This is a genomic window from Pseudomonas sp. FSL L8-0168, from assembly GCF_037976155.1.
GTDB lineage: Bacteria > Pseudomonadota > Gammaproteobacteria > Pseudomonadales > Pseudomonadaceae > Aquipseudomonas > Aquipseudomonas paracarnis.
In genome coordinates this window covers 3,593,564-3,618,242 of record NZ_CP150262.1, presented here as the reverse complement: position 1 = coordinate 3,618,242, position 24,679 = coordinate 3,593,564, and the positions used below count along the sequence as shown (strand labels likewise).

Genomic DNA, 24,679 nt, shown 5'->3' with positions numbered 1-24,679 from the left:
CTAAGACAGGCACCGCTTCCCCTCGAGATGATGGTTTATGGCTAATAGCAACGCTACAGATGGCGAGATTCTTGACCGAAAGCGCAACAGTTAGCGGGTCTGCATCGACTTCACTGAAACCACTTCCACGTATCGGAACTTCTTCTTGGCTGCCTTGACTGCTTCTTGCTCAGCTAAGAGGGTACTCAACGTATCTGCTTCGTGGATCAGCTCGAATGTTTTGCCCTCGAATTCGTTGCCGACTTGCATCGTTACTCGTAGGCGTGGGGTGAACGCTTTCGCGACCTTCTGTTTTGGTAGGGGCTTCACGACCTGCGCGAGCGCGATATCTGGAATTGGAGATTGTTCGGGTGGTGCAGTCACTTGCGCTGCTGGCACGGCGCTGCCAAAGAGCGCTCGGCGCATCTGTTCTTCGGTCAAATCTGTGTTCATGTGGTTTCTCGTGGGAAGGGACGTTGCTGGCGTGATTTTAGCATTGCGTGATGCAGTGCGGATGTTGGGCCTGCCGAGCAACTGCGCCCTCCTGAAGGGGGTGAAGCCAGCGTGGGTTCCGGGCGAGCTGACGCTATAGTGATGAAAATGTCCTTTCCAGTTCCCTAGTGGTTGTTAATCGTGCTGTCAGCGAGCTGTGCAATCATGCAAGCTGACCTCCCGGCCCATAGGTGTCTTGTGGTGTTACTGGCTACCAGCGCCCTTATCCCAACCTTGAGCTGCCTTTTGCCACTCTTTGGCTACTACTGTGTGACTGCTTGGGCTAGGATTGGCTCGCTGCATTTTCACTCATAGCGGAGCAGGCCTGAGAGCTTGTGCCGCAGGCCACGGTTAGCTAGAAAGGATTCGAGCGTTGATACTCAAGCAGATGCGCGTGTGTGGTTTTCAATCGTTCGGCGCAAAGCCGGTGACTATCGATTTCCGGAAGCTAACCTTCCTGATTGGGCCTAACGGCTCCGGCAAAACTGCAACGTTGCAGGCGCTCTGTCGCCTTTTTTCAATTGACCCCAATCAACGGCGACTGCGCAAATCTGATTTCTTCGTCGCACATGATGAGGAAGAGAGGCCGGATAGTGAGCGAACGTTGTGGATTGAAGCAGATTTTTATTTCCCCGAAATTGCCGATGAGACAAAAGAACACCCGACCATCCCATGCAACTTTGGGCACATGCGGCTGGATAACATCAATGGTGTGCCGCGCGTGCGGTACCGTTTGGACGCCTCGCTAGGGTTGGACGATGAGATCGAGCAAACCTTGCGCTATGTCTCTGAGGTCGACGAGGACGGGAATCCAGTCGCAACGTCTCCGGTACCGCGCGATGAGCGTAACCAAATACAAGTGCACTACTTGCCCGCGCGGCGTGATCCGGCAGAGCACATCGCCTACGGAACCAATGCTCTTCTTGGCCGAATGTTGCGGGCGGTGAACTGGACAGAGCAACGCGAAAAAATCAGCCAACTTTCTGCAGACATTTCCGAGAGCCTCAGTACGAATCAATCAGTGATCAACCTTGGAGATGGAATCGCGAAGGCCTGGGGCAAGCTACACAAAGGCAAATTTTTCAAAGACCCTAGCCTGACCTTCGTGACCCACGAGATCGAGGCGTTGCTCAGGCATCTGTCGGTATCTTTCACACCAGGTCATGGTGAGCAGCAGGTTGATTTCTCTCGTCTCAGCGACGGGCAGAAGTCGATGCTGTATTTGACCTTGGTACTCACTTCACAGGCAATCGGCAGGGCGGTACTTAAGGGGGATGATGACTCGTTCGACATGGACAAGCTCAAGCCCGCCGTATTCACATTGATAGCGCTAGAAGAACCTGAGAACAGTCTCTCTCCTCACTACTTGGGCCGGATCGTATCGTCCTTGAAGGCTCTGGTGCTAGATAAGGGAAACTCAGATGCGCAGGCAATGATCGCCACGCATGCCCCATCAATGCTGCGCCGCGTTGAGCCTGAACAGATACGGTATCTCCGGCTCGACGATTCGCGCTGCACGGTCGTAACTAAGATTACGATGCCCCCAAAGGCTGGTGAGGCCTACAAATTTGTTAGAGAAGCCGTACAAGCATTTCCCGAGATCTATTTTTCAAGGCTCGTCGTGCTGGGCGAGGGTGACAGCGAAGAGATTGTGCTGCCGCGTTTACTAGCCGCTGATGGACTCATGGTGGATGAGGCCGCTGTGTGCATCGCACCGCTTGGGGGGAGCCACGTGAATCACTTCTGGAGGCTCCTAAACGGGCTGAGAATTCCACACGTGACGCTGCTGGATCTGGACGTGGCGCGCAATGGTGGCGGTTGGGGGCGCATCAGGTATGTGGCAACTGAGCTCAATAAATATCTTGGGGATGAAGGGTATTTGTCAAACGCGGATATCAATAAACTTCCGAAATGGAATGACCCCTTAAGCAAGTTTTTGAAAGCGGAAAAAGACCGAAAACTGCCGAGCCATTTAACTCAGCTCGAGAAGTTTAACGTTTTCTTTTCCGCGCCAATGGATTTAGATTTTTCGATGCTTGTTGCTTTTCCAGAAGCGTTCGATGTTGATGACGATGATCTCGTCGATCCCAAGTTGAGTCAGATAAAGTCGGTATTGGGTGAGAAATTCTATGATCGTTATCAATACACGCGTATACAGCGCAAGCACTTCGCGTCGTACCACCAGTTATTTAAGATCGACAGCAAGCCGAAGTCTCACATTGAAGCACTCTCGAATCTTTCCGACGATGATTTAAGGGAGGAGATGCCAACCTCGCTCAAGCGACTGGTCAAGCATGTGATCAAGATGGCCAAGGAGCTCCACGAATGATCAAGGTCGAAGCCTGGAAACCATCCGATGGAATCGTGCTTGAACCCAATGCAGAGATTGCAGCGAAGGAGCAAAAGCGCTGCGTGGCCCTGACTGCTGGCCCTGGCTCCGGGAAGTCAGAGCTGCTCGCTCAGCGTGCCGACTTCCTGCTCACAACAGGCGTGTGCCGTTATCCAAAACGCATTCTGGCCATCGCCTTCAAAGTCGACGCCAGTAACAACCTGAAGGAGCGCGTCCGGCGTCGCTGCGGCGCGGCGTATGCAGGTCGGTTCGACAGCTACACATTCCACGGGTTGGCGAAGAGGATCATTGAGCGCTTCAGACCAGTATTAGCTGGCGACGATGCTTTGAACCCGGGTTTCAAAGTTGTCGCCAAGGGCAAGGCTCACCCCGTTCAAACTGAATTCAAGGAACTCATCCCGCTTGCCATTAAGATTCTGGATGCCTATCCGGCAGCTGTTAACGCAGTACGCCAGACCTACAGCGACGTCTTTCTGGACGAATTCCAAGACTGCACGGATGAGCAATACGAGCTGGTTACGAGGCTGTTTAAAGCATCAGGTCGTCGCGTAACTGCGGTGGGAGACGTGAAGCAAAAAATCATGGGGTGGGCTGGAGCCTTGGAAGGGATATTCGCCGAGTTCGTCGATGATTTTGAAGCCGATCACCTCAATATCTATCGAAACTTCCGTTCGCTGCCGCACCTGCTCAAACTCCAGAACGAGATCATCAAAGTTCTAGATCCGGACTCAGAAATGCCTGCTCACTTACTCGCCGGTGAGGGGGGAGAGGTACACGTGTTGTCCTATGCCGATTGCGAGGAGGAGGCCAGTGATCTAGCAGAGCGCATCTCCCACTGGATCAACGTGGAAGGCATTGCTCCTGCCAAGATCGCCATACTCACGCGCATCCAGCCGGAGGCTTACTGCACGCGACTGACCGCTGAGCTAGACGATTGGGGGATTAGCTATCGAAACGAAAACAAGGCGCAAGACATTTCGACTGAGCCCATCGCCCAAGTCATCGTGGATTACCTATTGTGCATCTACGGGCTTAGAGAGCCTAAAGCTTGGACTCGTCTCACCCGTCGCATCATTCCGGTAGAGGACGATGCAGAAGGGAAGCTGAAGACCAATTGGAGCCGATACATCAAAGAAGCACGCAAGTCTGCTTCAGCTGATTTGGCGACCAAAACGTTCGCCCAGCGATGGACACTTTTGGAGGAGTTCCTCGCGATGGTTGGGCCGACGCAGCTGGCCGGGCTTTCCCACGATTACGAGTCCAGGGAGCACCTTCGCCAGCTCATTGAGGACGTCAAGAAATACATTGACGAAGCTTTGGCGAAAGAACCTGATCTTCTGAAAGCGTTGGCTCAGCTATCTGATGACCAGTCGATTCGAATCCTAACCGTGCACAAGAGCAAGGGGCTGGAGTTCGATACGGTTGTTTTGCTGGGTGTCGAAGACCAAGCTTATTTCGGCAAGGATCATCATGAAGTTCAGTGCACGTTTTTCGTTGGCGTATCGCGTGCAGAAAGAAGACTTGTCGTGACAACGGCTCGTCGTAGAGAAAACCTTGGGCAGGTTAACTATTGGAAATTACCTCGCACAGCTCAGGCAGAATTCTTGGGGTATGTGAACCTTTGGAGAACCCACTCTAATTAAATCTGAAAAATTTTCGTCTATCACTGATCACTGATGATCTATCTGAAAGACGTACTGAATCGTCTACCGACGCAGCGGGCCGGTGAGATTGGCCAGCTATTACCCCATAAATAGATAGCCGCTTGATCTGCAAAAGGCTTGCTTCCTGTCCACCTTGAGTCCTAACTGCCAAAGTCGCAGTTTCACATTTTTCCGGCGGCGGTTGTCCTTCACACTCTCAGGTGTATGCGTGTTTTGCAGGTCGTTGTATTGTGAGCCATCGCGCTCATTTGCAGCGCCGGGAGAAATGGATGACGTCGGCATTGCAGGATTTCCAGCAATTCGTTCATTGGCTTCACCGTCCAGATAGTGAAGCTTCCGAAGACGCTCGTCGATTCGCCAATTTGGTGTCGGAGAATTTTCCTGCCGTCGCAGCAAGCTCAAGGCAGCGCAGCCAACGATCCGTTGTGCTGAGCGAGTTAGCACGCTTATCCCTGCCTGCCACATCCCCGGCAGAGCCAGTGCCCCAGGCTGCAGAGGCCAGAGCGGGATGGGCTTTTCGTAAGCTGCATCATCTGACAGTGGGGCCGTTTCGAGGGTTCAGACACCCTGAGCCATTCGAGTTGCAAAAACGGATTGTCATGTTTTACGGCCCGAATGGCAGCGGAAAAACTAGCCTGTGTGAGGCGTTGGAGTTTGCCTTGCTCGGGGCTGTGGACGAGGGGGACATCAAACGGATTGCAGCTGACCGTTATCTTTCCAACTCGCACGAGGGCCGTTTTGCCCGGCCAGTATTACTCGCAACCGATTTTGATGGCCGGCAGGTACCTGTGATGGCGGACGCAGACGCTTACCGCTTCTGCTTCGTCGAGAAGAATCGAATAGACGCATTCTCTCGCATAGCGGCAAAGCCTGCAGGGCAGAAAACCGAGCTGATAGCTGCTCTCTTCGGTATGGATCAGTTCAATGATTTCGTTGGGCACTTCAATGATTCTATGGAAGGTCAACTAACGTTGGTGGCTGTGAAAAATCAGGAGCTCTTGGCCAAGCAAGCGACGTTAAATCAAGATAGTGCGACCGTTGCAGACGAGGGCGCTGCCTTAATCCGACATGCTCAGGCAGAGCAAAACTACGCCAATGCTTACAATCCTGGAATGAATTACGCTCAGCTTCTGGCTGCCATTGGTAGCGCGCAGTTTCCAGGGCGGTTGCAGGAACTCGAGCAGGCGATCAACCAGCCAGCCCCTGCAATTTTCGGCGTGAGTGCTGCCGCTCTCATCAATGCCTACACCGCAGCGGAAACGGCGCAAAGGGCACTAAATGATCTAGAAGGTCAGTTGGCACAGCGCAGTAACGACATCTCATTTCAGGATTTATATACAGCGGTACTAGGTCTTCAACAGGTCGTTGGTGACCATTGTCCTGCCTGTGATACCCCGCTTGCCGGTGACTATCGCGCCCTCCATAACCCGTATCAAAAGGCCAACGATGGCCTGGCAAGTTTGAGGGAGCTGGCTGAGCTGCAGGCGCGTCAGCGTACTGCTATTGCTGCACGAAACGCCGCGTCGGAAGCATTGCGGATGTTTTTGGCTACATTCGCGCAACGTGTAGGAGCAACGATTCACAGTCCTTTACCCGTGCAGCGCTATCTTGCTGATCCAGGTTTCGATGTCCAGCACGCATGGTGGGTGGGTAGTTTCCAACCTGATGAAACAGGGAAATCGTTGGCGCAGAGAGCAGTTGACTGGGCAACTGAACTCAAAGCGCGCGACGTCGCATCTCGAGTGATCCTTGATGATCGCCAAGGTCTAATCGACGAGCGCGACAGGCTCAATCAGGCTCGCATCGGTGTAACTACATTAGCTTCCAATCGTCAGCAAACCTTGCAGGCTATTGCTGGTGCCAGAGGTAGAATCGCGGCGTTCGCTGCTGACAACGCTCCGCTTATCCAGCAGGTTGCTGAGGAGGTGGTAGCGATTGCTCGCGATACACGAATAAGCAACGCCTACGACCAGTTTTTAAGTCTCTTGCGCCGTTACCGTACCGAACTGCCAGGTACGTTAATGGCCGGCCTGAATGCCCTGACGTTGGAGCTTTACAACGAGTTCAATGTGCGCGATTTGGACGCAGACAAGCTGTCAGCCCTGTACCTCCCAGTGACGGGGGAAGGGCGTATCGAATTGAGTTTTCGTGGCACACCTGCTGCTCGCGTCGACGCGCTGCAAATTCTCAGTGAAGGTCACGTTAGATGCTTGGGCCTTTCCATTTTGTTGGCGAAGTGTCTGAGTATCAGAGCTCCCGTCATCGTATTCGACGATGCGATTAACGCTATCGATCATGAGCACCGCCAAGGCATACGAGAGGCGATATTTGAAAGCAACCGTTTCTCAGGCACTCAGATCATCGTGACTTGCCACAGCAACGAATTTATCAAAGACATCCAGAACCATGTAGCGTCGGAGCACTGGGCTGCTTACGCGTTCAGGCATCACAGTGGAAACTATCATCCTCGTGTTTTGGGAAATGCCTCGACTCAATCGTATTTGCTCAACGCTCGTGCAGCTGTTGAGCGGGGTGATGATCGGGCGGCACTAGGTTTTGCGCGGCAAGCATTGGAAATGCTCAGCAACAAGGTCTGGGGTTGGCTAGGGCGCTGTGAGCAAGGCATGCTGACGTTAAAGATTGCAGGCTCTGGAGCAGAACCTGCGCTTCGTAATCTATGCGAGGGTATTAGAGCGAAGCTGAGGGGCGCGCCAAACTTTGAGCATGCTGACAAGTCGCCAATCATCCAGGCGTTGGATCATATCCTGGGTATACCCGAGCAGTCCTTGGTTTGGCTGTACCTGAACAAAGGCACCCATGAGGAGGCAAATCGCGAGGACTTCGACGTAGGCGTGGTTGAATTGGTGGTGCACACGCTTGAGTCGCTAAACGCGTTGCAACTGCGAGCCAGATAAACGTCCTAGCTCGCCACAGTTCTGATCAGAATGGAAAATCCAGTTTTTTCTGCACCGCAAATTCGCTTGGTGCTTTACCTCGTTCGAAAGCGATCAAATACGACATCTGGACGGTCAAGGGCTTCGCTTCTGACTGCTCGCCAGAAACCCTCAGATGTACTTTGCGAGTCGCATATTGAATTGCTACCTCAAGCCCTTGCAGCTCATTGATCAGCTCCTGCATCTCGTCGTAAACGGCAAATTTGGCGCTTTCTGAATAATCGCTGGCACAGTCCCTGTAGTCGCGAAAATAGTCCACGAGTGACGCAAACACCTCGTGGGCATCACGCTGCATTTCAAAGCCGGGTTGGGAAATATCTACTGTGGAGCTTTCTGCAAGCGTAGCGAGCTGGTGTCCAGTCGACAGAGGCAGCGCCGGTAGGGTGACGTAGTCGCTCTCAATACGGGCCTTCTCTAATCTCAACTCATCCTCTGAGGGGAAGTCGAAGGGCTTGTTGAAGGCATCGATGTCTTCGATCTCGAAAGCAACTGCGAGCGCACGTCGAGTATCAGTGCTTGCAGACTTGGCATTCTCAACGCGTTGTACAGTCCGTACGTTCAAGCCTGAAAGCTCGGCCAGAGTCTCCTGTGACCATTGAAAAATCTCCCGCATTTTGCGGATGAGTGCGGCAAATTCTTCGAGACTCAGCACGCGAGGTTGGCTAGACGAGGTGTTTGTATTCATTTTCAAGCTCCATGAGGTAGTCGGTACGGCTCATGATGAAGAAGCTGCTGATGACAAAACACGACAGGAGCCCGACAGAGAAACGACAAGGTCTGAGGCTCTGCTGAGGTAACGATGAATTGAAGCAAGCGTGCAGACATGTGTACCTCTCCGCTCAGCGTAGGGGTGATAATGTCTTCCGAACCCGTGATTCTAGTGCAGTCTGGGGAATGACCCTTCTAATCGCCGCCAGTGGCTTATTTCGCAATTTTAAATCTGAAGCAGTGGTCGGCCAGAACGAATCCAAATAACCAGCAAGGTCGAATACTCACTCAAGGGATCCTTTGTGCCTTCAACTTTAATAGACATTATCACCCGCGACCGGGGCGCGCAGGGCTATACCGATTACGCGGATTTTCAAATTACCGATCCTAACGTAATCGTTAGCGCCGCTAAGCAAACGCTAGATTCGATCCCCCCATCATTTGGTTCTTGCGTCATGGTCAGTGCTGGCTTTACTGCCATTCTCAAATCTAAAGGGATACCCGCCGTTGTCGTCCTCGGAGACCTGCTGATTAACGGCCAGTATGCTTTTGAATGCCTAGGGAATATCCCAGGAGCAACCTATGAGGGAGAGTTCGTGAAGCCAAGTGGGACGGTCACGCCTGGGTAATGCTCGCAGGTGTCCTCTGCGACCTGTCGATCTTCCGAAGCGCCTACGCCACTAAAACGCCAAGCAAACTCAAAACCTTCATCAGCCAGCAGTTCGGTGAGGGTAAAGGAGCGCTGATATGTCCTCATAATAGCTTGCCGGTCGGCATGGAGTTTGTGCCCAAATTTGCTCTCAATGATGCTCAGATTCTGGGGATCATTGATGGGTTGTCCAGGCAAGCGCTTGACGCGTAAGTGAAGAGATACGGCGGGGCAGTTGCTATGGCTAAATATCTAAACGCCGCATTGACCATGCCCGCCTCCCGGTCGAAATACGACAGAAATTGCCACCCGCCAGTAGTGCTTCCAAGATGGGGAAATTTATCGCTGTTTTCCAGTTCAGCAGTGCTACAACAGATTACTCGCGGCTGGTTTACTCTCTAAAGCAGCTTGCAACACTGTGACACCGCCGATGTAGAATTTGAGCTTCTGGCCTAAGCCTTGACCTGGCGAACGCACGCCTTTTGGTTCAAACCGGCAGGCGGAATTCCTTACGCAGGGCTTTGTCAAAGATTCCTGCGGGCGCAAAACGGCGTAGCAGACTAATTTGCCTTGCTGTCTTGCCGGCAGTGTAGCGATGCTGAGGGCGGATATCGGTCGCAGCTTTCACTACTACTGCCGCCACGACTTCTGGAAGGTCGGCTTTCGGCATCACCTCTCCTAGCAGTGACCGAAACCCAGCTCGGGCCTGATCGTACTCTCTGATTTGCGAATCCGGCTCAATACCGTTCTGATCGAAGACGGTACGCACGAATGCCGGCTCGATGACCGAGACTCGAATATTGAAAGCTCTTATCTCATGATCGAGGGACTCAGAGTAGCCCTCTAAAGCGTGTTTGACTGCCGAATAATGAGCGGAGTAGGGCGCGGGTACCAATCCCAAAATTGATCCGATATTGATGATGCGCCCCTGGCCACCTTGCCGCATCGAAGGTAACACTGCATTGGTCATGCGTATGACGCCGAATAGATTGACATCGAACAAGGCCTGCACTTGTGGGATCGAGAACTCTTCAGCGCCGCCTAGCAGACCGATGCCAGCGTTATTGACCAACAGATCAATCCGCCCGGTCTGCGCGAGTACGGTAGAGATGAGAGCACTGACAGACTCGTCATCTGTTACGTCGCAGGTGAGCATGGCCACCTGCGTTGGGCTGGCACCCGCCTTCCGACTCGTACCAAATACCCTATATCCTGCACGCACCAGGGCCTCTGCTGTCGCTTGACCAATACCGGACGATGCACCGGTTACTATGGCGGTTCTTTCGGAAGATGTTTTCATTTGATACTCCAGTGTGTCCATAAGTCGCTTTCGGCTATAGCAAGGTGCTGGTTCGGCGTTATTGCTCCAGCATTAACTTGCGCCAGACTATTGTTGGGGGCGTCGGGGGAGCGAGTTTGGACAGCAGCTCATCTTTTCCTGGCGATGAAGCCGGATTACTACAGGACACTTCTGATAAGTGATCTTCCCTTATAGCTGAGCCAGGAGTCTCGTCCGGTAGGCTGGTCGAGTTACAGATCAGTAAGTCAGCGCTGCTTACTTGAGCTTGACCTGATTCAAGGGGCGGCACGGATCTTCGTGTCTTCAAATTATCGACACCCATCAGCTTATTTTCCTAACCTGCTCGCATACATCTAACCGCGAAGAATATGAACCCTCGTCCTGAGCTCTAGTTATTGAGTGCCGCTTAGTCACCTGAGCTTGATGACGACCTTACCCTTGGCTCTGCCCCGTTCGACATAGCTCAATGCCTCAGCCGTTGACTCAAACGGGAAGGTTCGGTCGATCACTGGTTTAATAACCCCGGACTCGACAAGCGCAGTGATTTTCTTCAATTGAGCGCCGCTCGCACGCATGAATACGAACCTATATCTGACGTCCTTTTTGCGCGCTTTTCTGCGGATGCCGCTACTTAACAGACGCATTACCCAACCTAGGCCCCAGAACAGCTTTTGCTCTTGTGCGAATTCAGCTGTAGGTGGCCCTGAGATAGAGATCAGCTGACCACCAGGCTTTAGAATGCTGAGTGATTTTTCCAGCTCGACAGGGCCGAGGCTGTTCAATACGACGTCGTAGTCGCGCAGGACTTCTTCGAAGTTCTGCTGCTTGTAGTCGATGACAACGTCCGCACCTAACGCTTTAACCCAATCCACGTTACTTGTGCTGGTCGTGGTCGCGACGAAAGCGCCCAGATGTTTTGCAAGCTGGATGGCAATTGTGCCGACGCCACCGGAACCTGCCTGGATAAAGACTTTTTGCCCCTTCTTCAGCCGGGCTGTTTCAACCAGCACCTGCCAGGCAGTCAGCGCAACCAAGGGAAGGGCAGCCGCTTCTTCCATGCTGGTATTTTTGGGTTTCAGCGCGAGGGCGCTTTCCTCAATCGCGATGAGCTCAGCAAAGCTTCCGATATGCGCCTGGGGAGGGCGGGTATAGACCTCATCACCGGGTTTGAATTTGCTCACGCCCGGCCCTACGCGAACGACGACGCCTGCTAAGTCGTTTCCCATAATCAGCGGGAATTTGTACGGCAGGATCAGTTTGAATTCACCTTTGCTGATCTTCGAATCCAGCACGTTGACGCTGCTGGCATGCACCTTAACCAGGACGTCGTTGTTTCCTGGTTCCGGTTCAGGCACCTCGCCAATACGTCCATGACTCTTGCCGTAACGGTCGATCAGGAAAGCTTTCATGATTCAGTTCTCATGGATTCAGTGGGATGGCAGCCTGCGCAATTCAGAGGCTACTTAAAGGCGATCCGAACGTGTTCAGGCATTCAAAAAAGCCGTCGCTCTCGTCACAAAATCAGAGTGGTATTGGAAGATGCCGCCGTGACCCGCGTCGGGGTAAATGATCAGTTGTGAATTTGAAATGCGGTTTGCCAACTCGGCAGAGTTCACAGTCGGAACCATGATGTCGTTATCACCGTTAACGATCAGCGTGGGTATCTGGATGCGGCTGAGATCCTGTGGTTGCTGCCGACCCCATGAGCGAATCGCCTTCAACTGCCGCATGAAGGAAACTGGCGTTGGATTTTTGTCTCGGTCTTTATCACGCTCCTTCAGGCGATATATAAAATCCTTGGCCGCTTTTCGCCCATTGGCCGTAGCGGTGAAGAAAAGGTAAAACTTCGGGTCGCGCAATGTCACAAGCCCCTTAAGCATCAACGGCCACGACACAGACCACACCTTGTCGATACCTTGGCCGCTCGCCGGCCCGGTACCAGTCAGAATAAGTTTGCGCACTAGCTCAGGCGCTTTCATCGCGATGTCCTGTGCCACAAATCCACCCAATGAAAAACCCAGCAGGTCGACTTTTTTGAATCCAAGCGCGCGGATCACGGCGATTGCATCGTTCGCCATTTCACCAACGGTCAGAGGGGCGTTTCCACCCGATGCGCCGATTCCCCGGTAGTCAGTGGCAATGATCCGCCGAGTGCTGGCCAGTCCATCGACGATACGTGGGTCAAAGTTATCCAAGACTGCGCCCCAATGATTCAACAGAACGAGCGGCACCCCGTCTCTTGGCCCCAAGTCACGGTAGGCAAATGCTGTTCCTTCGACAGTCACCCGCAGGTTTGCCGCGCAGACGAACTGCGCCGGCGATCCAAGGTCACGATTTGTGGCTTCAACGATCATGTGCACACCGTTCCCGGATGAGGGCGGATGAGTGAATTTAAGACAATCTGCAGCAAGCGCCTTTACATCAAGGACGGGTATCAGCGCCTGCAGCGTGACCATCACGCCTCGGCTTGATAGCGCTCGGCGACTACAGATTGGCGAATCTCTGAAAGCAAACCTTGGCGGGCAGCCTGCAACGCATCCCAACGGGCGGCGTCTTGTAACGGTGGAATGGTCACAGGCTCGCGACGATCAAAACCAACCAGTGCAGCATCGACCAGATCGTCCACGCCCATTACTTCGCTCAAGGTGTTGATGTCGATGCCTGCGCGTTCCCAGATTTCCGTGCGGGTGGCCGCAGGAAGGACAGCTTGCACGTAGACGCCTTTGGGCGAGAGTTCGAGGCTCAGCCCTTGGGATAGAAACAGCACAAACGCCTTGGTTGCACCGTAGACGCTCATGCCAAATTCCGGTGCCAGCCCCACTACTGAGCCAATGTTGATAATCGCGCCATTACCAGCGTGTGCAAGTCGTGGAGCGATTGCGCTGGCGAGTCGTACCAGTGCGGTGGTGTTGAGCGCGACCAGGTTGGCAACGCTGTCTGTGGGTTGCTCGATGAAGCTGCCGGATTGGGCGGCGCCCGCATTATTTACCAGGATGCCGATACTGGCGTCATCACGCAGGCGAGCTTCGACGGTCGTCAAATCGGTGGTTTGAGTCAGATCAGCCTGGATCACATCAATGGCAACGCCGTGTTTCTCACGCAGACGGGAAGAAAGTGCTTCTAAACGGCCTTTGTCACGGGCGACCAACACCAGGTTGTGCCCACGTTGGGCAAAGCGCTCGGCGTAAGTCGAGCCAATGCCTGTCGAGGCGCCGGTAATCAGGACGGTTTCAGGGATGCTCATAAATAGATGCTCTTGAATGGTTGGCGATCAGCGATTTGGTTTTGCAACTGTTCAGCCCTGCGCGGAGCTGGATTCGGCAAGCGTCGGGTAGTCGATGTAGCCCGCTGCACCGCCGCCATACAGAGTGGTCGGATCAAATGCGGCTAACGAAGCATCGGACTTGAGTCGTTCCACCAAATCAGGGTTGCCAATAAACGGACGACCGAAGGCGATCAAATCAGCCTTATCGTCGTTGAGTCGGGAGGCCGCAAGGTTCAGGTCATAGCCGTTGTTGGCGATGTAGGTATTTTTGAAGCGATGGCGCAGGGAGCCAAAATCGAAAGGGGCGACGTCGCGAGGGCCACCCGTTGCACCTTCAACCACGTGCAGATAAACCAGGTCAAAGGCATCAAGCTGATCGACAACGTAATCAAACTGCTGCTGCGGATCACTGCTTGAAACACCATTGGCAGGTGATACTGGGGAAATACGAATTCCCGTTCGATCAGCACCGATCTCGTCCACCACTGCAGCAGTGACCTCGAGCAGTAAGCGAGCACGGTTTTCAACCGAGCCACCGTAGGCATCAGTGCGAATGTTGGAGCCGTCCTTGAGGAACTGATCCAACAAATAGCCGTTTGCGCCGTGGATCTCTACGCCGTCAAATCCCGCAGCGATGGCGTTTGTCGCCGCTCGGCGAAAGTCATTTACAATCCCAGGCAACTCTTCGATATCAAGAGCCCGTGGGGCTGAGACATCTGCGAAGCTGTTGTTGACGAATACCTTCGTCGCGGCTTGCAGGGCAGAAGGTGCTACCGGAGCGGCGCCGTTTTCCTGAAGGTCGACGTGAGATACGCGCCCGACATGCCACAGTTGCAAGAAAATGCGTCCCCCTTTGGCATGAACGGCCTCGGTGACGGTACGCCATCCCTCTATCTGCGCCTGCGTATAAATCCCTGGCGTGTCTTGATAGCCCTGACCTTGCTGTGAGATCTGAGTAGCCTCGGAAATCAGCAGGCCTGCAGACGCCCTCTGACTGTAATAAGTGGCAGCGAATTCGCTCGGAATAAAGCCTTCCCCAGCTCGGTTTCGCGTCAGTGGCGCCATTACGATTCTGTTGGAAAGCGTCAGCGAGCCAAGGGTGTAGGGCTCAAACAAGGTCTTGTCGTTCATATCGATTCCATACTCGTTGATCAGTGACGGCGATCTGCGCCGTGTTGGCAAAGGCGTGCGGGAGCTGATTTATGATGTCGGTCGTAATCAAAGCTGTCAACGGTTTTGATTATGATCGACATCAGAGTATAGTCAGGCCATTGTTTAAGAGGCATAAGGCGAGAAATGAAGATCACCAAGACGCAATCAATCGCCAACCGAGCTCACATTGTGGAGACGGCTTCAGAGCTATTTCGTGAGCGTGGCTACGATGGTGTGGGTGTGGCGGAGCTGATGGCCACTGCCGGTTTTACCCAAGGAGGCTTTTACAAGCACTTCGGTTCCAAGGCGGATTTGATGGCCGAGGCAGCTGAAAATAGCCTTTCAAAATCGCTCTCGAGTACCTGCAATCTCGACGTTCCTGGATTTGTAAATCTGTACGTGTCTAGGGATCACCGAGACGGCAGGGGAGTGGGTTGCACCATGGCAGCCCTGTGTGGTGACGCCGCCCGTCAGTCAGATGATTTGAAGGCGACCTTTGCCAGTGGAGTTGAAAATACGCTTGCAGCACTCGAGGAAAAGTACACAGCGGGACTGGATGTGACGAAGCGAGAGGCTCGAGCGAAAATGATCGACCTGCTGGCCCATGCTATTGGCGCGGTCATGCTGTCGCGTGCTTGTCCGGATGACTCATCCCTCGCTGATGAAATACTGGAGACTTGTCGTGCTGAGATAATGACGTCATTACCATCGAGTAAAAAAAGTAGCGCATGAGTGGCTGACCGATACGACCCCCGAGATGTCATCGAAACAGGACGGTAGCTCTCGCAGTTTTAAGGGGCGGAAGGCTGAATGGCGTCTAAACCGTCGAGTCTTGGCTGAGGAAGTGAGTTTGGTTTGAGTCCAAAAGGCCCAACAAGGGCCTTTTTTGTAGCTGCTACCTAGACTTGTTGGTATTGGATCGACCCTCCGGGCGGAGCACTTCCAGCTAGTCCGGCTATGTCTAACCCTAGTAGGTCTCTACAGTAGGGATATCGACTCCGGCAGTGGGTATTCGTCGGCGTTAAGTACCCAGCCTTCCTTCAAGGAAAAGTCGACCCGAGGGGGGGAGAAAATATCGATCAGTTGATTTTTCCCGTCGTCCATACCGCGCGATGTGTGAATCGCTGGCGGTGGAATAACCGCGAGGGATGGGGAGGCGCAGAACTCGTGGTCGTCGGCACGCCATGTGTTCAGATCTGAGTTCCAAGGCCAACGCACGTGGTGAGTAAACGAACCCTCCAAGGCAAGTGAGCCTTGCTCAAAGTCGTCGTGATGATGTGGCGACAGCTTGGTGGTGTCCCGTGGCCCTATCTGAACGGGAAGCACGTTGATCATGAACGTCGAGCAGCGCCAGATACGACCAAATCTTCCAGGCTCATCAGCTACATCAAGGCTGTACTGTCTTACCTTGGGCCCAGTTGGCGGTTCCGGCCACTCCTCAAAAGGAGGGATGTTCGCGTGCTGAGTTTTGTAAGCTTCGGAGTTCGCGCAAAGATCGCAAACATCGTTGTTTTGGGTCGTAATCATTAGAGTGAGACGACCTCCGTCTTGCAAGCGGATCGAACTTGCGCCAGCCGGTACGAATGCTATAGAACCGCCTTTCACGTGGGTCTGGACGCCTCCCCAGGTGATTTCGAAAGGCACGTTGGTATCTAGGGACAGAACGGCGTATTCGTCCACTTGATTTAGTCGCTGGATCTCACCACCCGGTTTTGCATTGACCTGGCCCACTACGAAGTTTTGACCGCGTGCGTACCAAACCTCCACGTGCTCTTGGGCGACAGAAGGGGGGGTAGCATAGAATCGAGCATATTGAGCTGGGTACGACTCAACCGCTTGTGCTTGACCGTATGCGGCGAGGCTTGCTCTGGGATCAATGGACTGGCCCATGGTGGCTCCTAGTATCTAAGTTAGGTTCTGGCAGAGTCAGAGTCGGTGAACGCGCTAAGAGCGTTAGCGGCAGCCGTCCGAAGAAACCCTTGGTCAGACGAAATGACGAAGGCTCCGACGCCTTGAGCGTAAAATTCCGCTGCCTCCTGCGGTGTTGCGGCCAAAAGGAACACTGTTTTTCCGGCTTTTTTGGCGGCACTGATTACCTTGGAAGTAGCCTCCTGAACGACTGGTGCACCTGGTTGCCGATCATTGAGAGCAACCGCCATATCTCCACGCCCGATGAACACAGCGTCTAGTCCATCCACACTGAGAATTTCTTCGATGTTGGTTACGGCTTTCGGGTCTTCAATCATGCCAATTACGATGACTTCGTCATCAGCCTGATCAACGTGCTGCCATACTGTTTTCTGCCCATAAGCGCCTGCACGAGGCGAGTTCGAAAAGCCACGACCCTTGCTGTAGCGGCTTTCGGCCACCAAAGCTCGCGCTTTTTCCACCGAATCTATGTGCGGGGCTATGACGCCGGCGGCACCAGAATCAAGCGGAGACAGAATGTGGCTTGCGGATGTCTCGGCAACCCTAACCAATGCCGCGATACCACTGGCTTTCGCTGCCAACAGCAGATGATCAATTGTTCCTCTATCAAGCGGTGCATGCTCCGCATCGATAATCACAAAATCGAAGCCTAGATCCCCGAAGATTTCAATTGCCTGGGGGGAGGGAGATTTAACGAAAGTGCCAAGCAATGCGCGACCTGGAGCCCTCAGTCGTTGCCTGAAACTTGCGGAGATGGAGTTCATACGTAGGTCGCCTTGATAAGTGTCGGAACCGTCGTCTAGCTTCGGCCTTGTGCCCTCAATACTTGAACCCAGCGTTACAAGGAAGCACGTGTGCTGCCCTGTAGAGCTGAACTAGCTTGCAGCCAAAAACCGAAGCGCAGCTGCCATAAAATCCTTGTTTTCTGGCAGATGTAGGTGGTCAATGCTAGGCAGGATTTGTACCGATGATTGCGTAATGGAGTCAGCGAGTAGGTCAACGGGGAAAGCGACCGTGTCTGCATCGCCTGATACGAGAAGTACAGGGCACTTCACCGCCCGGAGTCGTTCCGGAGTCAATAAAGGGTTAGGCTCTCGTCTCAAACATGCGGCAATCGCGAGTGGATCATTGCCTGCAGAAACACCGTACCGAGCGAGCATTTTTGCCAAGGGCGGTGCCTCGTCTGGAATTCCATCCTCCAGGCATTGGGCAACGACTGCACCGAGAGCTTCTGGTGCGTACACGTTCCCGCCCAGTCCGCCGAGGACAAGCGCGGCAAACCGTCCTGGCTGCCTCGCCTCAATCTCGAGTAATACTTTGCAGCCCAAGGAGTATCCGATTCCTAATAAAACCTGGTCGTCGGGTAGTTGGGCTATGACGTCACTCGCTAGATCTGCATATCGCGTAGGATCATGGGAGCGCAGGGCATCCCCATGTCCAGGTAGGTCGATCCCGACTGGATCGAATCCAGCGTTACGAAGCAGGTTAAGCCAGCCGTTTGCGTTCCAAACGGACTGGGTAGAACCGCCCCAACCGTGGATGAGTACAACAGATTTACGATCAATTAATTTAGACATGGAACGTGTCCTTCAAGTGATCAATGGGCAACGTCGCAAATCACGAGGAGACCGCAGGTAGTTCCTCTGAAGTTAGAGCGACGCTGCGTCCCATCCTTCAGAGCCGATGCCGCGACCTATTCCCAAGCGGCGCTCAGCTGATCGCAATGTGTTTTCGATCAGCATCGTGACAGTCATCGGGCCTACTCCACCTGGCACTGGCGTTAACCAGGAAGCGCGTTCTTTCACTGAAGCAAAATCGACGTCGCCTACGATGCTCCCGTCAGGCAACTTGTTAATGCCTACGTCAATAACTATTGCATCGCGCTTGACCAACTGGCCGGTGATGAGCCCTGGCACGCCTGCGGCGACGATAAGGATGTCTGCCAAGATAGTGTGCTGGGCTAGGTCGCGGGTTTTGGCATGACACACCGTAACCGTGGCTTCTTTTTGAAGAAGCATAAGTGCCATGGGTTTTCCAACGATGTTTGAAGCCCCTACAACGACAACGTTTTTACCTGCCACATCAATCCCAGTGGTATCCAGTAGCAGCTGAACGCCATAGGGTGTGCAGGGTGGGAAAATGCTGTTGCCGACAACCAGACTGCCGACATTGTAAAGATGGAAACCATCAACATCCTTGTCCACGGCAATTGCTTCTAAGATCTTGCGCATGTCAATGTGAGGCGGCAAAGGCAGTTGAACGAGGATGCCATGTACTTCTTCATCCTCATTGAGTCTTTCGATCAGCTCGAGCAACTGGTCTTGCGTAGTATCTGGAGGCAGCAGGTGAGGGAATGACTTCAGGCCACAATCATCGCAGGCGTTAATCTTGTTTCTAACATAGACCCGAGACGCTGCATTATCCCCTAAAAGAATCACAGCTAGACCAGGACGAATACCCTGTTCGACCAACTTGGAAACCCGAGCCCTGAACGCTACTCGCAGCTTCGATGATAACGCTTTGCCATCGATAATCTTGGCAGTCATTTTGTTCTCCAACAAACAGCAAGCAGGCAAGCAACAAATCCTACAAATAATCTACCGCGACCCGCCTCTACTCCTGATAATTAGGGGCAGGCGCAGTAATAGCTTGTAAGTCAGCTGCCTTGAAACACTATTGTCTTGTTACCGTCGACAAACACCCGGCGCTCGATGTGGTATTTCACCGCTGCTGCTAGAGCCATGCACTCATTGTCTCGCCCAACCCGAACAAGTTCTTGGGGCTTGAAGCTGTGATCAACACGTGTGACTACCTGATCGATAATCGGCCCTTCGTCGAGGTCGGACGTAACATAGTGCGCCGTGGCGCCGATTTGCTTCACTCCCCGCTCGAAAGCTTGGTGGTAGGGCATAGCCCCCTTGAAACCAGGCAAGAAAGAGTGATGGATGTTGATGCATTTTCCAGCGAGTTCAGCAGTCAACTCATTGGAAAGGATTTGCATATACCGCGCCAGGATTACCAGTTCAGATTGCGTCTCTTCAACAATCTCAACTAAGCGTTTTTCCTGCTGAGCCTTATTGTCAGAATTCACCGGAAGATGAACAAAGCGAATGCCTTCTCGCTCAGCCATTGGTCGCAGTTCCTGATGGTTCGATACCACAGCGGTGATCTCCATGTTGAGATCACCTTTTCGGCGGCGGTATAACAGGTCATCCAAACAGTGGTCGAACTTCGATACCATTATTACGGTTTTAACTGGAAGGCTAGGGTCGAAGAAGTTCCAAGACATGCCCAGTCGCTCGGCAATATCTACGAAGCCGTCTTTGAGTTCGTCAAGTTTAGGCGCCGAAGCCTCAGGCTTAAACACTGCACGCATGAAGAAACGTTCAGTCGATTCATCATCGAACTGCTCAAGGGAGCAGATGTAGCAATCATTTTCCGCAAGAAATGAAGTGACTGCGGCGACAATGCCTTTAGTGGCTTTGCAGGTTGCATTCAAAATGTACGTCTTTTCGCTTTTTGGCTTATCTGGCGCAGCCATGATAATTCTCCGCACGCATAATCATTAATGCATAATGCAAGGTGTAGTTAACAATGCTTAATTCACAGCTTGGTCAAGTCGGCTCGACGAGTGTCTTGCTTGTAAGGAGCACGTGCGACGGTAGCTCGGAGTTTGATCTGTGGCGTACCTGGATCGCCCCACAACACCTCAACTTCGGTACCAGGCTCGGCGAACGCAACATCGATGAAGCTAAGCGCGAGCACTTTGCGGAAGTAAAGGCTATAGCCAGGGTGTGTGGCGTGGCCCACGGTTTTCCCATCTTTAAGGATGAGATCAGTCCAAGCCATCTGATGCGGAATATCTGGGTATTCAAACTGACGGTAGACTTCACCATCGCTGAATAGGGACGCGTGGACAGCCTTGACATCGTCGCTGTTGAACTCAAGAGTCACGACCTTGCGACGAGGAGTCTCCAGTTCAATTTCAAGCGCTTGGCGTCCGATAAATTCGTGATCGAAGACAATATTTTTACCCCAGCCCATTTCAACAGGGCTGCGGTATAAGCCAGTGAGGTCGTCGCCGTCCCAACTACCAGTGAATGCACCGGAAAAGTTGAATCGCAACACTGTTTCAAAAGGAGTGCCTCGCCAGGCTTCTGGCAGGTTTTTATCGTCCGCCATGAAGTCTAAATAATCTTGTTGGCTGTTGTCCGAGAGCGCGTTGTAGAAATGCATGCTCCCTGTTGGATAGCAAGCTTCAAGATGGTTGATCATCAGGTTTCTGGCGCCCAAGCGGCGCATGCCGAACTCCGGTGCAAGCTCCATGACAGCTGCGACCAGCTCTTCACGCTCGGTTATAGGCCCCTGCAATTCAAACCCAATTTCACCAGCCATGCCTTGGCGCAGAAAGGTAACATCTAGGTGTTTAACCTTTCCTTTCTTTGTGTACATGAATTTGACATCTCTTAAGCTTTCACCAGCAAGCTTTTCGCAAAGCCCCAATGCGTTTGGCCCGGAGATCTGCATTTTATAGCTGACTGGAAAGCTAGCTTCCGCGTTGTAGCCTTTCGACTTGAGGTGGTAATACACCCACTGGGGGGTGCCGCACTGATACTCAAAATCGTCTTCAGCGTGCCGGAACAGCACACCTTCTGAAATTACCTTTCCGTCCTCATTGCATTGAATGCAATGTTTAGCTCGGTTAAGGGGCATGTTGTCGAAGCTATTAGTCGACAGATCGGTGAACAGCTTTAGTGCGTCTGGGCCCTTGATCCGGATCTGAGGAACGAATGACCAGTCCCCCATGTAGCAAGTGGTTTTCCAAGACATTTGTTCGTCCATCCACCCGGTGTATTCAGGAGTATTCCCTGTAGTGGTGGAGGCGTAATGAGGCACGACAGACGTGAAGGCGCGATAGTCAGAGGCTTTAGGCATGATCGGTAACTCCGGTTAATCTTATTTTAATTTGGTTTTCAAAACTAGAACGCGACTGAGTTACGCCCTTTCAATTGAAGCATTTGTCGCGCTTCTTCAGGCGTTGCAACTTCGAGCGATAATGCCTCGATGATGGTGCGAACTCTTTTTACCTGTGCTGCGCTGGATGTGGCCAGTTGACCAGGAGACTCCCAAAGAGAGTCTTCTAGGCCGACACGGACGTTTCCTCCAATGGATGCAGATATTGCGGCAATCGGCATCTGACCCCGGCCTGCGCCTAGAACTGACCAAACATAGTCTTTTCCAAATAAGCGATCAGCCGTGCGGCGCATCTGCAAGATATCTTCGGCGTGACCACCGATACCACCACGAAGCCCGAATACTGACTGAATGAACAACGGAGGCTTCAGCAGTCCGCGCTCCAAAAAGTGCGCAGCGGTATACAGGTGTCCAATGTCATAGCATTCGATTTCGAACCGAGTTTGATTCTCGCTGCAGGACTGTAGAATATAAGCAATGTCTTTGAATGTATTTTTGAAAACTCGATCATCGCTTCCCGCAAGGTAAGGCTGTTCCCAGTCATGCTTAAAATCTTTGAAGCGCCCTAGCATTTCATAGAGCCCGAAATTCATTGAACCCATGTTGAGGGATGCGATCTCAGGCTTTAGCTGTAACGCAGGTTGCAGGCGCTCTTCTACTGTCATCGTGGGTGAACCGCCTGTAGTGATGTTGATGATCACATCAGACTTTTCTTTGATTTCAGGTACGAACTGGCGAAACAGACCTACGTCCTGCGAGGGCCGTCCATCTGATGGGTCACGAGCATGTAAATGTACGATTGCAGCACCAGCGTCAGCAGCTTCCAAGGCGGCAGTCGCTATTTCAGCCGATGTAACGGGAAGATATGGGGACATCGATGGAGTATGGATCGAGCCCGTTACAGCACATGTGATGATAACTTTGTTTTTCATGCTAATCCCCTAGTTTAACTTGGTCGCAACCAAGCTGAGGTCAAACATATAGTCCTGAATTACACATCTTGGATCTGCCAAGTAGAGTCAGGATTAAATAGATGTTGGATTGCTGTGCACAATTCCGGCGCCGACAGCAAAAGTTGTTTCGCTTGAGTAAAAGTCCACTTTAAAATCAGAGCGCTCATCGCACGCTTGTGCAGCGGCAGCAGCGGCAATCCAAAGGCGTACTTCTGAACCGCCATAACCTGCGGCATCTAAAACTTCGGTATCTGTCCAAGTGTCGAATTCGGCGAGGTTGCCACTAGCCAATGTAGAGAGAAACTTTTTGTCCCACTCTTCGTTGATCCAGGGGGCTTGGAATGTACCCTCCACGAGATCGCGACTAAGCTTGTCCATCCCTATGACAACATCATTGCGCCATTTTTCGCGAGTAATCGGGCCTTTATCTCCGCCATGCACAAGGTAGTCACGAACCTCTAAGTTAGGGGCTGTGTGGTACTGAGGAAACACAAAGTCGGTCTGGTGCGAAAGCCCACCGGTACCCAGGAACGCTATGCGTTTGTTGAGTGTTTTTGCGAAGCGTCCAATTTCCTCGCCCAGTAAACGGCAGCGTCGCAGGGTAGGTCGAGGATCTGCGATGGTATTGATATTGATAGGAAGAACAGGACGGGCGTTCAGCTCACCCATGAAATAGTGCAGTGGATTAGAAAAACCGTGATCGACCTCCATGGCGTATGAGGTCGTGATATCAAATTCACGTTCGTTAAGGTGTTCAGTCAAAGCTGTTGCGACGTCCATGGGAACGTCGAGTGGGCCAGGCCAACCACCGCAGTCGTCCAAAGCCTCTGCAGCGTGTATTACTACGAACTGGGGCATCAGTTTTAGGTGGATGCCGTCCATGTGGTTGCCACCAAAGATAATTACCAGTTCTGGATCGAAAGCTTTGAATTCCTCGACGCGTTTCTCGTAGCTCAACCAGAACTCTTCGTTCGCCTTGACTCCCAAAGACTCTTGAATTTTGGTGAGTGGCACGTGAGGTACACATGCGAGAAACCCAGACGATGTATTGTTCCGAGCTGAATTGTTGTTATTAGGCATGATGAAATTTTCCTGGAAGATTTAGGATCGCTGAGCGAACTTGGCTGCCGATGCGCCCACGAATACGGGTGTGATTACTCGGCTCTCAAAGAGCCACTCCCCAGTGGATGTCAGCACCAAGACATCCTCGACGTCGGCGATTGTGGAAGGAGCGTCAGAAGGGACGGGTAGGGCGCCGGTGCCCGCGAAAACCATCGCCAGAGATTTCACCCGCAAGCGTTGGCTGCTCTCTGCCACTGGCGTGAAGCCACTGGAAAAGTGTCGAGTGATTCGGCCTGATTCATGGTTTGCGAGAGAGCGCTCTTTAAAAAAACGCTCGATTTGGTCTCGACCGGCAAGTTCCAGCGAACCCAGCTGTAGCCGACCGCTAGGGACAAACAGTTGCTGGACGGCCTTATCCGCAGTTCCATCTGCGCATGCCCAGTAGGCTTGGTTGAGTTGAAGCGAGAAGAGATAAATCTCATGAGAGATCATGTTGGCCTCTGAAACGGCTAACGCAGTAGGAGCTTTGGCCCTCTGCTTATTCTTGTAGAGACTTCAACCGAAGGGTGTCCGTCGTTATGAGTTCAGGTTGACTCATAGCCACAAGAGATGCGCGCCTATAGAGGACATCCGATTAGGAGCCAAGAGACCAAAGGAGGTCGTGGTCGAATCGGCAGGGCGCTAGGGGAGGGAGCAGAAATGGCACATCTCTAGAAGGGCCAACTGCGAGGCAAGATTAATGGTTATGCGAAGCACGTTCTGCACTGCCATGGACTTGTGGGAAATGAGAAATGTCACTCTTCCATACCGGGTATCAGGCAAGACTTTCCAGAGAAGAGGCTTGAGCCTCACGACGTCGAGACATGATTTCCGGAAGGTTATTCTCTATCCAGTCAACCATCACTTCTAGGTGCTGAGCAGCCTCTTGACCCAACGGAGTCAGGCTGTATTCCACATGAGGCGGAATAACCGGTAGCGACTTTCGAGCGATCAGTCCGTCAAGCTCGAGTGCTTGGAGTGTTTGAGACAGCATCTTTTCGCTCACTCCCCCTATCTTGCGTCGCAGCTCATTGAAGCGGTGCATCCCGCCCAACAGCATCACCAGAACCAGCACGCCCCATCGGCTCGTCATGTGCTTGAGTACGTCACGAGATGGGCAATCAGCGCTAAGTAAATCCCCGCGTCGAACGGCGGTCGAGAATGCTTCAGAAACTGGAGGGGTGGGGCCCATGACACTTACCTTTTTGT

23 protein-coding genes are annotated in these 24,679 nt (G+C 52.8%); 6 read left to right on the top strand and 17 right to left on the bottom strand.

Annotated elements, in window-relative coordinates; translation table 11 throughout:
• Nucleotides 1-90: 90 nt before the first annotated feature.
• Nucleotides 91-432, bottom strand: a complete 342-nt coding sequence (locus tag MHH62_RS16470; RefSeq protein ID WP_339231413.1) for a hypothetical protein — start codon at nucleotides 430-432, stop codon at nucleotides 91-93.
• A 412-nt stretch (nucleotides 433-844) separates the two neighbouring features.
• Here MHH62_RS16470 and MHH62_RS16465 point away from each other — a divergent pair, with 412 nt between their 5' ends.
• The 3 genes from MHH62_RS16465 (at nucleotide 845) to MHH62_RS16455 (ending at nucleotide 7,400) form a co-directional block, all read left to right on the top strand.
• Nucleotides 845-2,800, top strand: coding sequence for an AAA family ATPase (locus MHH62_RS16465; protein ID WP_339231411.1), 1,956 nt, complete (start codon nucleotides 845-847; stop codon nucleotides 2,798-2,800).
• Nucleotides 2,797-4,464, top strand: a complete 1,668-nt coding sequence (locus tag MHH62_RS16460) for an ATP-dependent helicase (RefSeq protein ID WP_339231409.1) — start codon at nucleotides 2,797-2,799, stop codon at nucleotides 4,462-4,464. The genes MHH62_RS16465 and MHH62_RS16460 overlap by 4 nt, the downstream gene beginning before the upstream one ends.
• Before the next feature lie 290 nt (nucleotides 4,465-4,754).
• Nucleotides 4,755-7,400, top strand: coding sequence for an AAA family ATPase (locus MHH62_RS16455; protein WP_339231408.1), 2,646 nt, complete (start codon nucleotides 4,755-4,757; stop codon nucleotides 7,398-7,400).
• Nucleotides 7,401-7,425: 25 nt separating this feature from the next.
• Here MHH62_RS16455 and MHH62_RS16450 read toward each other — a convergent pair whose 3' ends face one another.
• Nucleotides 7,426-8,124 carry a helix-turn-helix domain-containing protein gene (locus MHH62_RS16450; RefSeq protein ID WP_339231407.1) on the bottom strand — a complete coding sequence of 233 codons (699 nt, stop codon included), beginning with the start codon at nucleotides 8,122-8,124 and terminating at the stop codon, nucleotides 7,426-7,428.
• A gap of 325 nt (nucleotides 8,125-8,449) precedes the next feature.
• Here MHH62_RS16450 and MHH62_RS16445 point away from each other — a divergent pair, with 325 nt between their 5' ends.
• Complete coding sequence (locus MHH62_RS16445; RefSeq protein ID WP_339231405.1) at nucleotides 8,450-8,776, top strand: hypothetical protein; 327 nt, start codon at nucleotides 8,450-8,452, stop codon at nucleotides 8,774-8,776.
• The gene (locus MHH62_RS16440; protein ID WP_339231403.1) at nucleotides 8,776-9,009 is read left to right on the top strand and encodes a hypothetical protein; all 234 of its coding nucleotides are present in this window, start codon (nucleotides 8,776-8,778) and stop codon (nucleotides 9,007-9,009) included. The genes MHH62_RS16445 and MHH62_RS16440 overlap by 1 nt, the downstream gene beginning before the upstream one ends.
• 274 nt (nucleotides 9,010-9,283) lie before the next feature.
• On the opposite strand, the gene MHH62_RS16435 is transcribed toward MHH62_RS16440, so the two are convergent.
• From MHH62_RS16435 to MHH62_RS16415, 5 genes are all read right to left on the bottom strand, one after another.
• Nucleotides 9,284-10,096: an oxidoreductase gene (locus MHH62_RS16435; RefSeq protein WP_163912774.1), complete on the bottom strand. Its 813-nt coding sequence runs from the start codon at nucleotides 10,094-10,096 to the stop codon at nucleotides 9,284-9,286.
• A gap of 410 nt (nucleotides 10,097-10,506) precedes the next feature.
• Nucleotides 10,507-11,505 carry an NADP-dependent oxidoreductase gene (locus tag MHH62_RS16430; RefSeq protein ID WP_339231402.1) on the bottom strand — a complete coding sequence of 333 codons (999 nt, stop codon included), beginning with the start codon at nucleotides 11,503-11,505 and terminating at the stop codon, nucleotides 10,507-10,509.
• Nucleotides 11,506-11,580: 75 nt separating this feature from the next.
• Entirely contained in the window at nucleotides 11,581-12,450 is an 870-nt protein-coding gene (locus MHH62_RS16425) for an alpha/beta hydrolase (RefSeq protein ID WP_315337334.1), read from the bottom strand.
• 101 nt (nucleotides 12,451-12,551) lie between these two features.
• Nucleotides 12,552-13,340, bottom strand: a complete 789-nt coding sequence (locus tag MHH62_RS16420) for an SDR family oxidoreductase (RefSeq protein WP_339231400.1) — start codon at nucleotides 13,338-13,340, stop codon at nucleotides 12,552-12,554.
• Between the two features lie 51 nt (nucleotides 13,341-13,391).
• Nucleotides 13,392-14,492 carry an alkene reductase gene (locus MHH62_RS16415; RefSeq protein ID WP_339231398.1) on the bottom strand — a complete coding sequence of 367 codons (1,101 nt, stop codon included), beginning with the start codon at nucleotides 14,490-14,492 and terminating at the stop codon, nucleotides 13,392-13,394.
• A gap of 165 nt (nucleotides 14,493-14,657) precedes the next feature.
• Between MHH62_RS16415 and MHH62_RS16410 the strand changes: the two genes are divergently transcribed.
• The gene (locus MHH62_RS16410) at nucleotides 14,658-15,245 is read left to right on the top strand and encodes a TetR/AcrR family transcriptional regulator (protein WP_163912784.1); all 588 of its coding nucleotides are present in this window, start codon (nucleotides 14,658-14,660) and stop codon (nucleotides 15,243-15,245) included.
• Nucleotides 15,246-15,491: 246 nt separating this feature from the next.
• Here MHH62_RS16410 and MHH62_RS16405 read toward each other — a convergent pair whose 3' ends face one another.
• The 10 genes from MHH62_RS16405 to MHH62_RS16360 all read right to left on the bottom strand — a co-directional run bounded on the left by MHH62_RS16405 (nucleotide 15,492) and on the right by MHH62_RS16360 (nucleotide 24,662).
• Complete coding sequence (locus MHH62_RS16405; RefSeq protein WP_339231396.1) at nucleotides 15,492-16,403, bottom strand: hypothetical protein; 912 nt, start codon at nucleotides 16,401-16,403, stop codon at nucleotides 15,492-15,494.
• Nucleotides 16,404-16,423: 20 nt separating this feature from the next.
• Entirely contained in the window at nucleotides 16,424-17,206 is a 783-nt protein-coding gene (locus MHH62_RS16400; protein ID WP_339231395.1) for an aldolase/citrate lyase family protein, read from the bottom strand.
• A gap of 111 nt (nucleotides 17,207-17,317) precedes the next feature.
• The gene (locus tag MHH62_RS16395) at nucleotides 17,318-18,019 is read right to left on the bottom strand and encodes an alpha/beta hydrolase (protein ID WP_339231393.1); all 702 of its coding nucleotides are present in this window, start codon (nucleotides 18,017-18,019) and stop codon (nucleotides 17,318-17,320) included.
• Between the two features lie 72 nt (nucleotides 18,020-18,091).
• The gene (gene folD, locus MHH62_RS16390; RefSeq protein ID WP_339231391.1) at nucleotides 18,092-18,988 is read right to left on the bottom strand and encodes a bifunctional methylenetetrahydrofolate dehydrogenase/methenyltetrahydrofolate cyclohydrolase FolD; all 897 of its coding nucleotides are present in this window, start codon (nucleotides 18,986-18,988) and stop codon (nucleotides 18,092-18,094) included.
• Nucleotides 18,989-19,098: 110 nt separating this feature from the next.
• The gene (gene purU / locus MHH62_RS16385; protein ID WP_163912794.1) at nucleotides 19,099-19,983 is read right to left on the bottom strand and encodes a formyltetrahydrofolate deformylase; all 885 of its coding nucleotides are present in this window, start codon (nucleotides 19,981-19,983) and stop codon (nucleotides 19,099-19,101) included.
• Between the two features lie 62 nt (nucleotides 19,984-20,045).
• Complete coding sequence (locus MHH62_RS16380) at nucleotides 20,046-21,377, bottom strand: glycine cleavage T C-terminal barrel domain-containing protein (protein WP_274091274.1); 1,332 nt, start codon at nucleotides 21,375-21,377, stop codon at nucleotides 20,046-20,048.
• Between the two features lie 44 nt (nucleotides 21,378-21,421).
• On the bottom strand, nucleotides 21,422-22,348 hold the full coding sequence (locus MHH62_RS16375; RefSeq protein ID WP_218543582.1) for a 3-keto-5-aminohexanoate cleavage protein: 927 nt from the start codon (nucleotides 22,346-22,348) through the stop codon (nucleotides 21,422-21,424).
• A gap of 93 nt (nucleotides 22,349-22,441) precedes the next feature.
• The gene (locus tag MHH62_RS16370) at nucleotides 22,442-23,449 is read right to left on the bottom strand and encodes a hypothetical protein (RefSeq protein ID WP_339231386.1); all 1,008 of its coding nucleotides are present in this window, start codon (nucleotides 23,447-23,449) and stop codon (nucleotides 22,442-22,444) included.
• 21 nt (nucleotides 23,450-23,470) lie between these two features.
• On the bottom strand, nucleotides 23,471-23,923 hold the full coding sequence (locus tag MHH62_RS16365; RefSeq protein ID WP_339231385.1) for a nuclear transport factor 2 family protein: 453 nt from the start codon (nucleotides 23,921-23,923) through the stop codon (nucleotides 23,471-23,473).
• A 322-nt stretch (nucleotides 23,924-24,245) separates the two neighbouring features.
• On the bottom strand, nucleotides 24,246-24,662 hold the full coding sequence (locus tag MHH62_RS16360) for a helix-turn-helix domain-containing protein (protein WP_226033755.1): 417 nt from the start codon (nucleotides 24,660-24,662) through the stop codon (nucleotides 24,246-24,248).
• Nucleotides 24,663-24,679: the final 17 nt, after the last annotated feature.

Coding starts and splice junctions, on each gene's coding strand:
- MHH62_RS16470 (WP_339231413.1), bottom strand. CDS start 432: ATGAACACAGATTTGACCGAAGAACAGATGCGCCGAGCGCTCTTTGGC.
- MHH62_RS16460 (WP_339231409.1), top strand. CDS start 2,797: ATGATCAAGGTCGAAGCCTGGAAACCATCCGATGGAATCGTGCTTGAA.
- MHH62_RS16455 (WP_339231408.1), top strand. CDS start 4,755: ATGACGTCGGCATTGCAGGATTTCCAGCAATTCGTTCATTGGCTTCAC.
- MHH62_RS16450 (WP_339231407.1), bottom strand. CDS start 8,124: ATGAATACAAACACCTCGTCTAGCCAACCTCGCGTGCTGAGTCTCGAA.
- MHH62_RS16440 (WP_339231403.1), top strand. CDS start 8,776: ATGCTCGCAGGTGTCCTCTGCGACCTGTCGATCTTCCGAAGCGCCTAC.
- MHH62_RS16435 (WP_163912774.1), bottom strand. CDS start 10,096: ATGAAAACATCTTCCGAAAGAACCGCCATAGTAACCGGTGCATCGTCC.
- MHH62_RS16430 (WP_339231402.1), bottom strand. CDS start 11,505: ATGAAAGCTTTCCTGATCGACCGTTACGGCAAGAGTCATGGACGTATT.
- MHH62_RS16425 (WP_315337334.1), bottom strand. CDS start 12,450: ATGATCGTTGAAGCCACAAATCGTGACCTTGGATCGCCGGCGCAGTTC.
- MHH62_RS16420 (WP_339231400.1), bottom strand. CDS start 13,340: ATGAGCATCCCTGAAACCGTCCTGATTACCGGCGCCTCGACAGGCATT.
- MHH62_RS16415 (WP_339231398.1), bottom strand. CDS start 14,492: ATGAACGACAAGACCTTGTTTGAGCCCTACACCCTTGGCTCGCTGACG.
- MHH62_RS16410 (WP_163912784.1), top strand. CDS start 14,658: ATGAAGATCACCAAGACGCAATCAATCGCCAACCGAGCTCACATTGTG.
- MHH62_RS16405 (WP_339231396.1), bottom strand. CDS start 16,403: ATGGGCCAGTCCATTGATCCCAGAGCAAGCCTCGCCGCATACGGTCAA.
- MHH62_RS16400 (WP_339231395.1), bottom strand. CDS start 17,206: ATGAACTCCATCTCCGCAAGTTTCAGGCAACGACTGAGGGCTCCAGGT.
- MHH62_RS16395 (WP_339231393.1), bottom strand. CDS start 18,019: ATGTCTAAATTAATTGATCGTAAATCTGTTGTACTCATCCACGGTTGG.
- folD (WP_339231391.1), bottom strand. CDS start 18,988: ATGACTGCCAAGATTATCGATGGCAAAGCGTTATCATCGAAGCTGCGA.
- purU (WP_163912794.1), bottom strand. CDS start 19,983: ATGGCTGCGCCAGATAAGCCAAAAAGCGAAAAGACGTACATTTTGAAT.
- MHH62_RS16380 (WP_274091274.1), bottom strand. CDS start 21,377: ATGCCTAAAGCCTCTGACTATCGCGCCTTCACGTCTGTCGTGCCTCAT.
- MHH62_RS16375 (WP_218543582.1), bottom strand. CDS start 22,348: ATGAAAAACAAAGTTATCATCACATGTGCTGTAACGGGCTCGATCCAT.
- MHH62_RS16370 (WP_339231386.1), bottom strand. CDS start 23,449: ATGCCTAATAACAACAATTCAGCTCGGAACAATACATCGTCTGGGTTT.
- MHH62_RS16365 (WP_339231385.1), bottom strand. CDS start 23,923: ATGATCTCTCATGAGATTTATCTCTTCTCGCTTCAACTCAACCAAGCC.
- MHH62_RS16360 (WP_226033755.1), bottom strand. CDS start 24,662: ATGGGCCCCACCCCTCCAGTTTCTGAAGCATTCTCGACCGCCGTTCGA.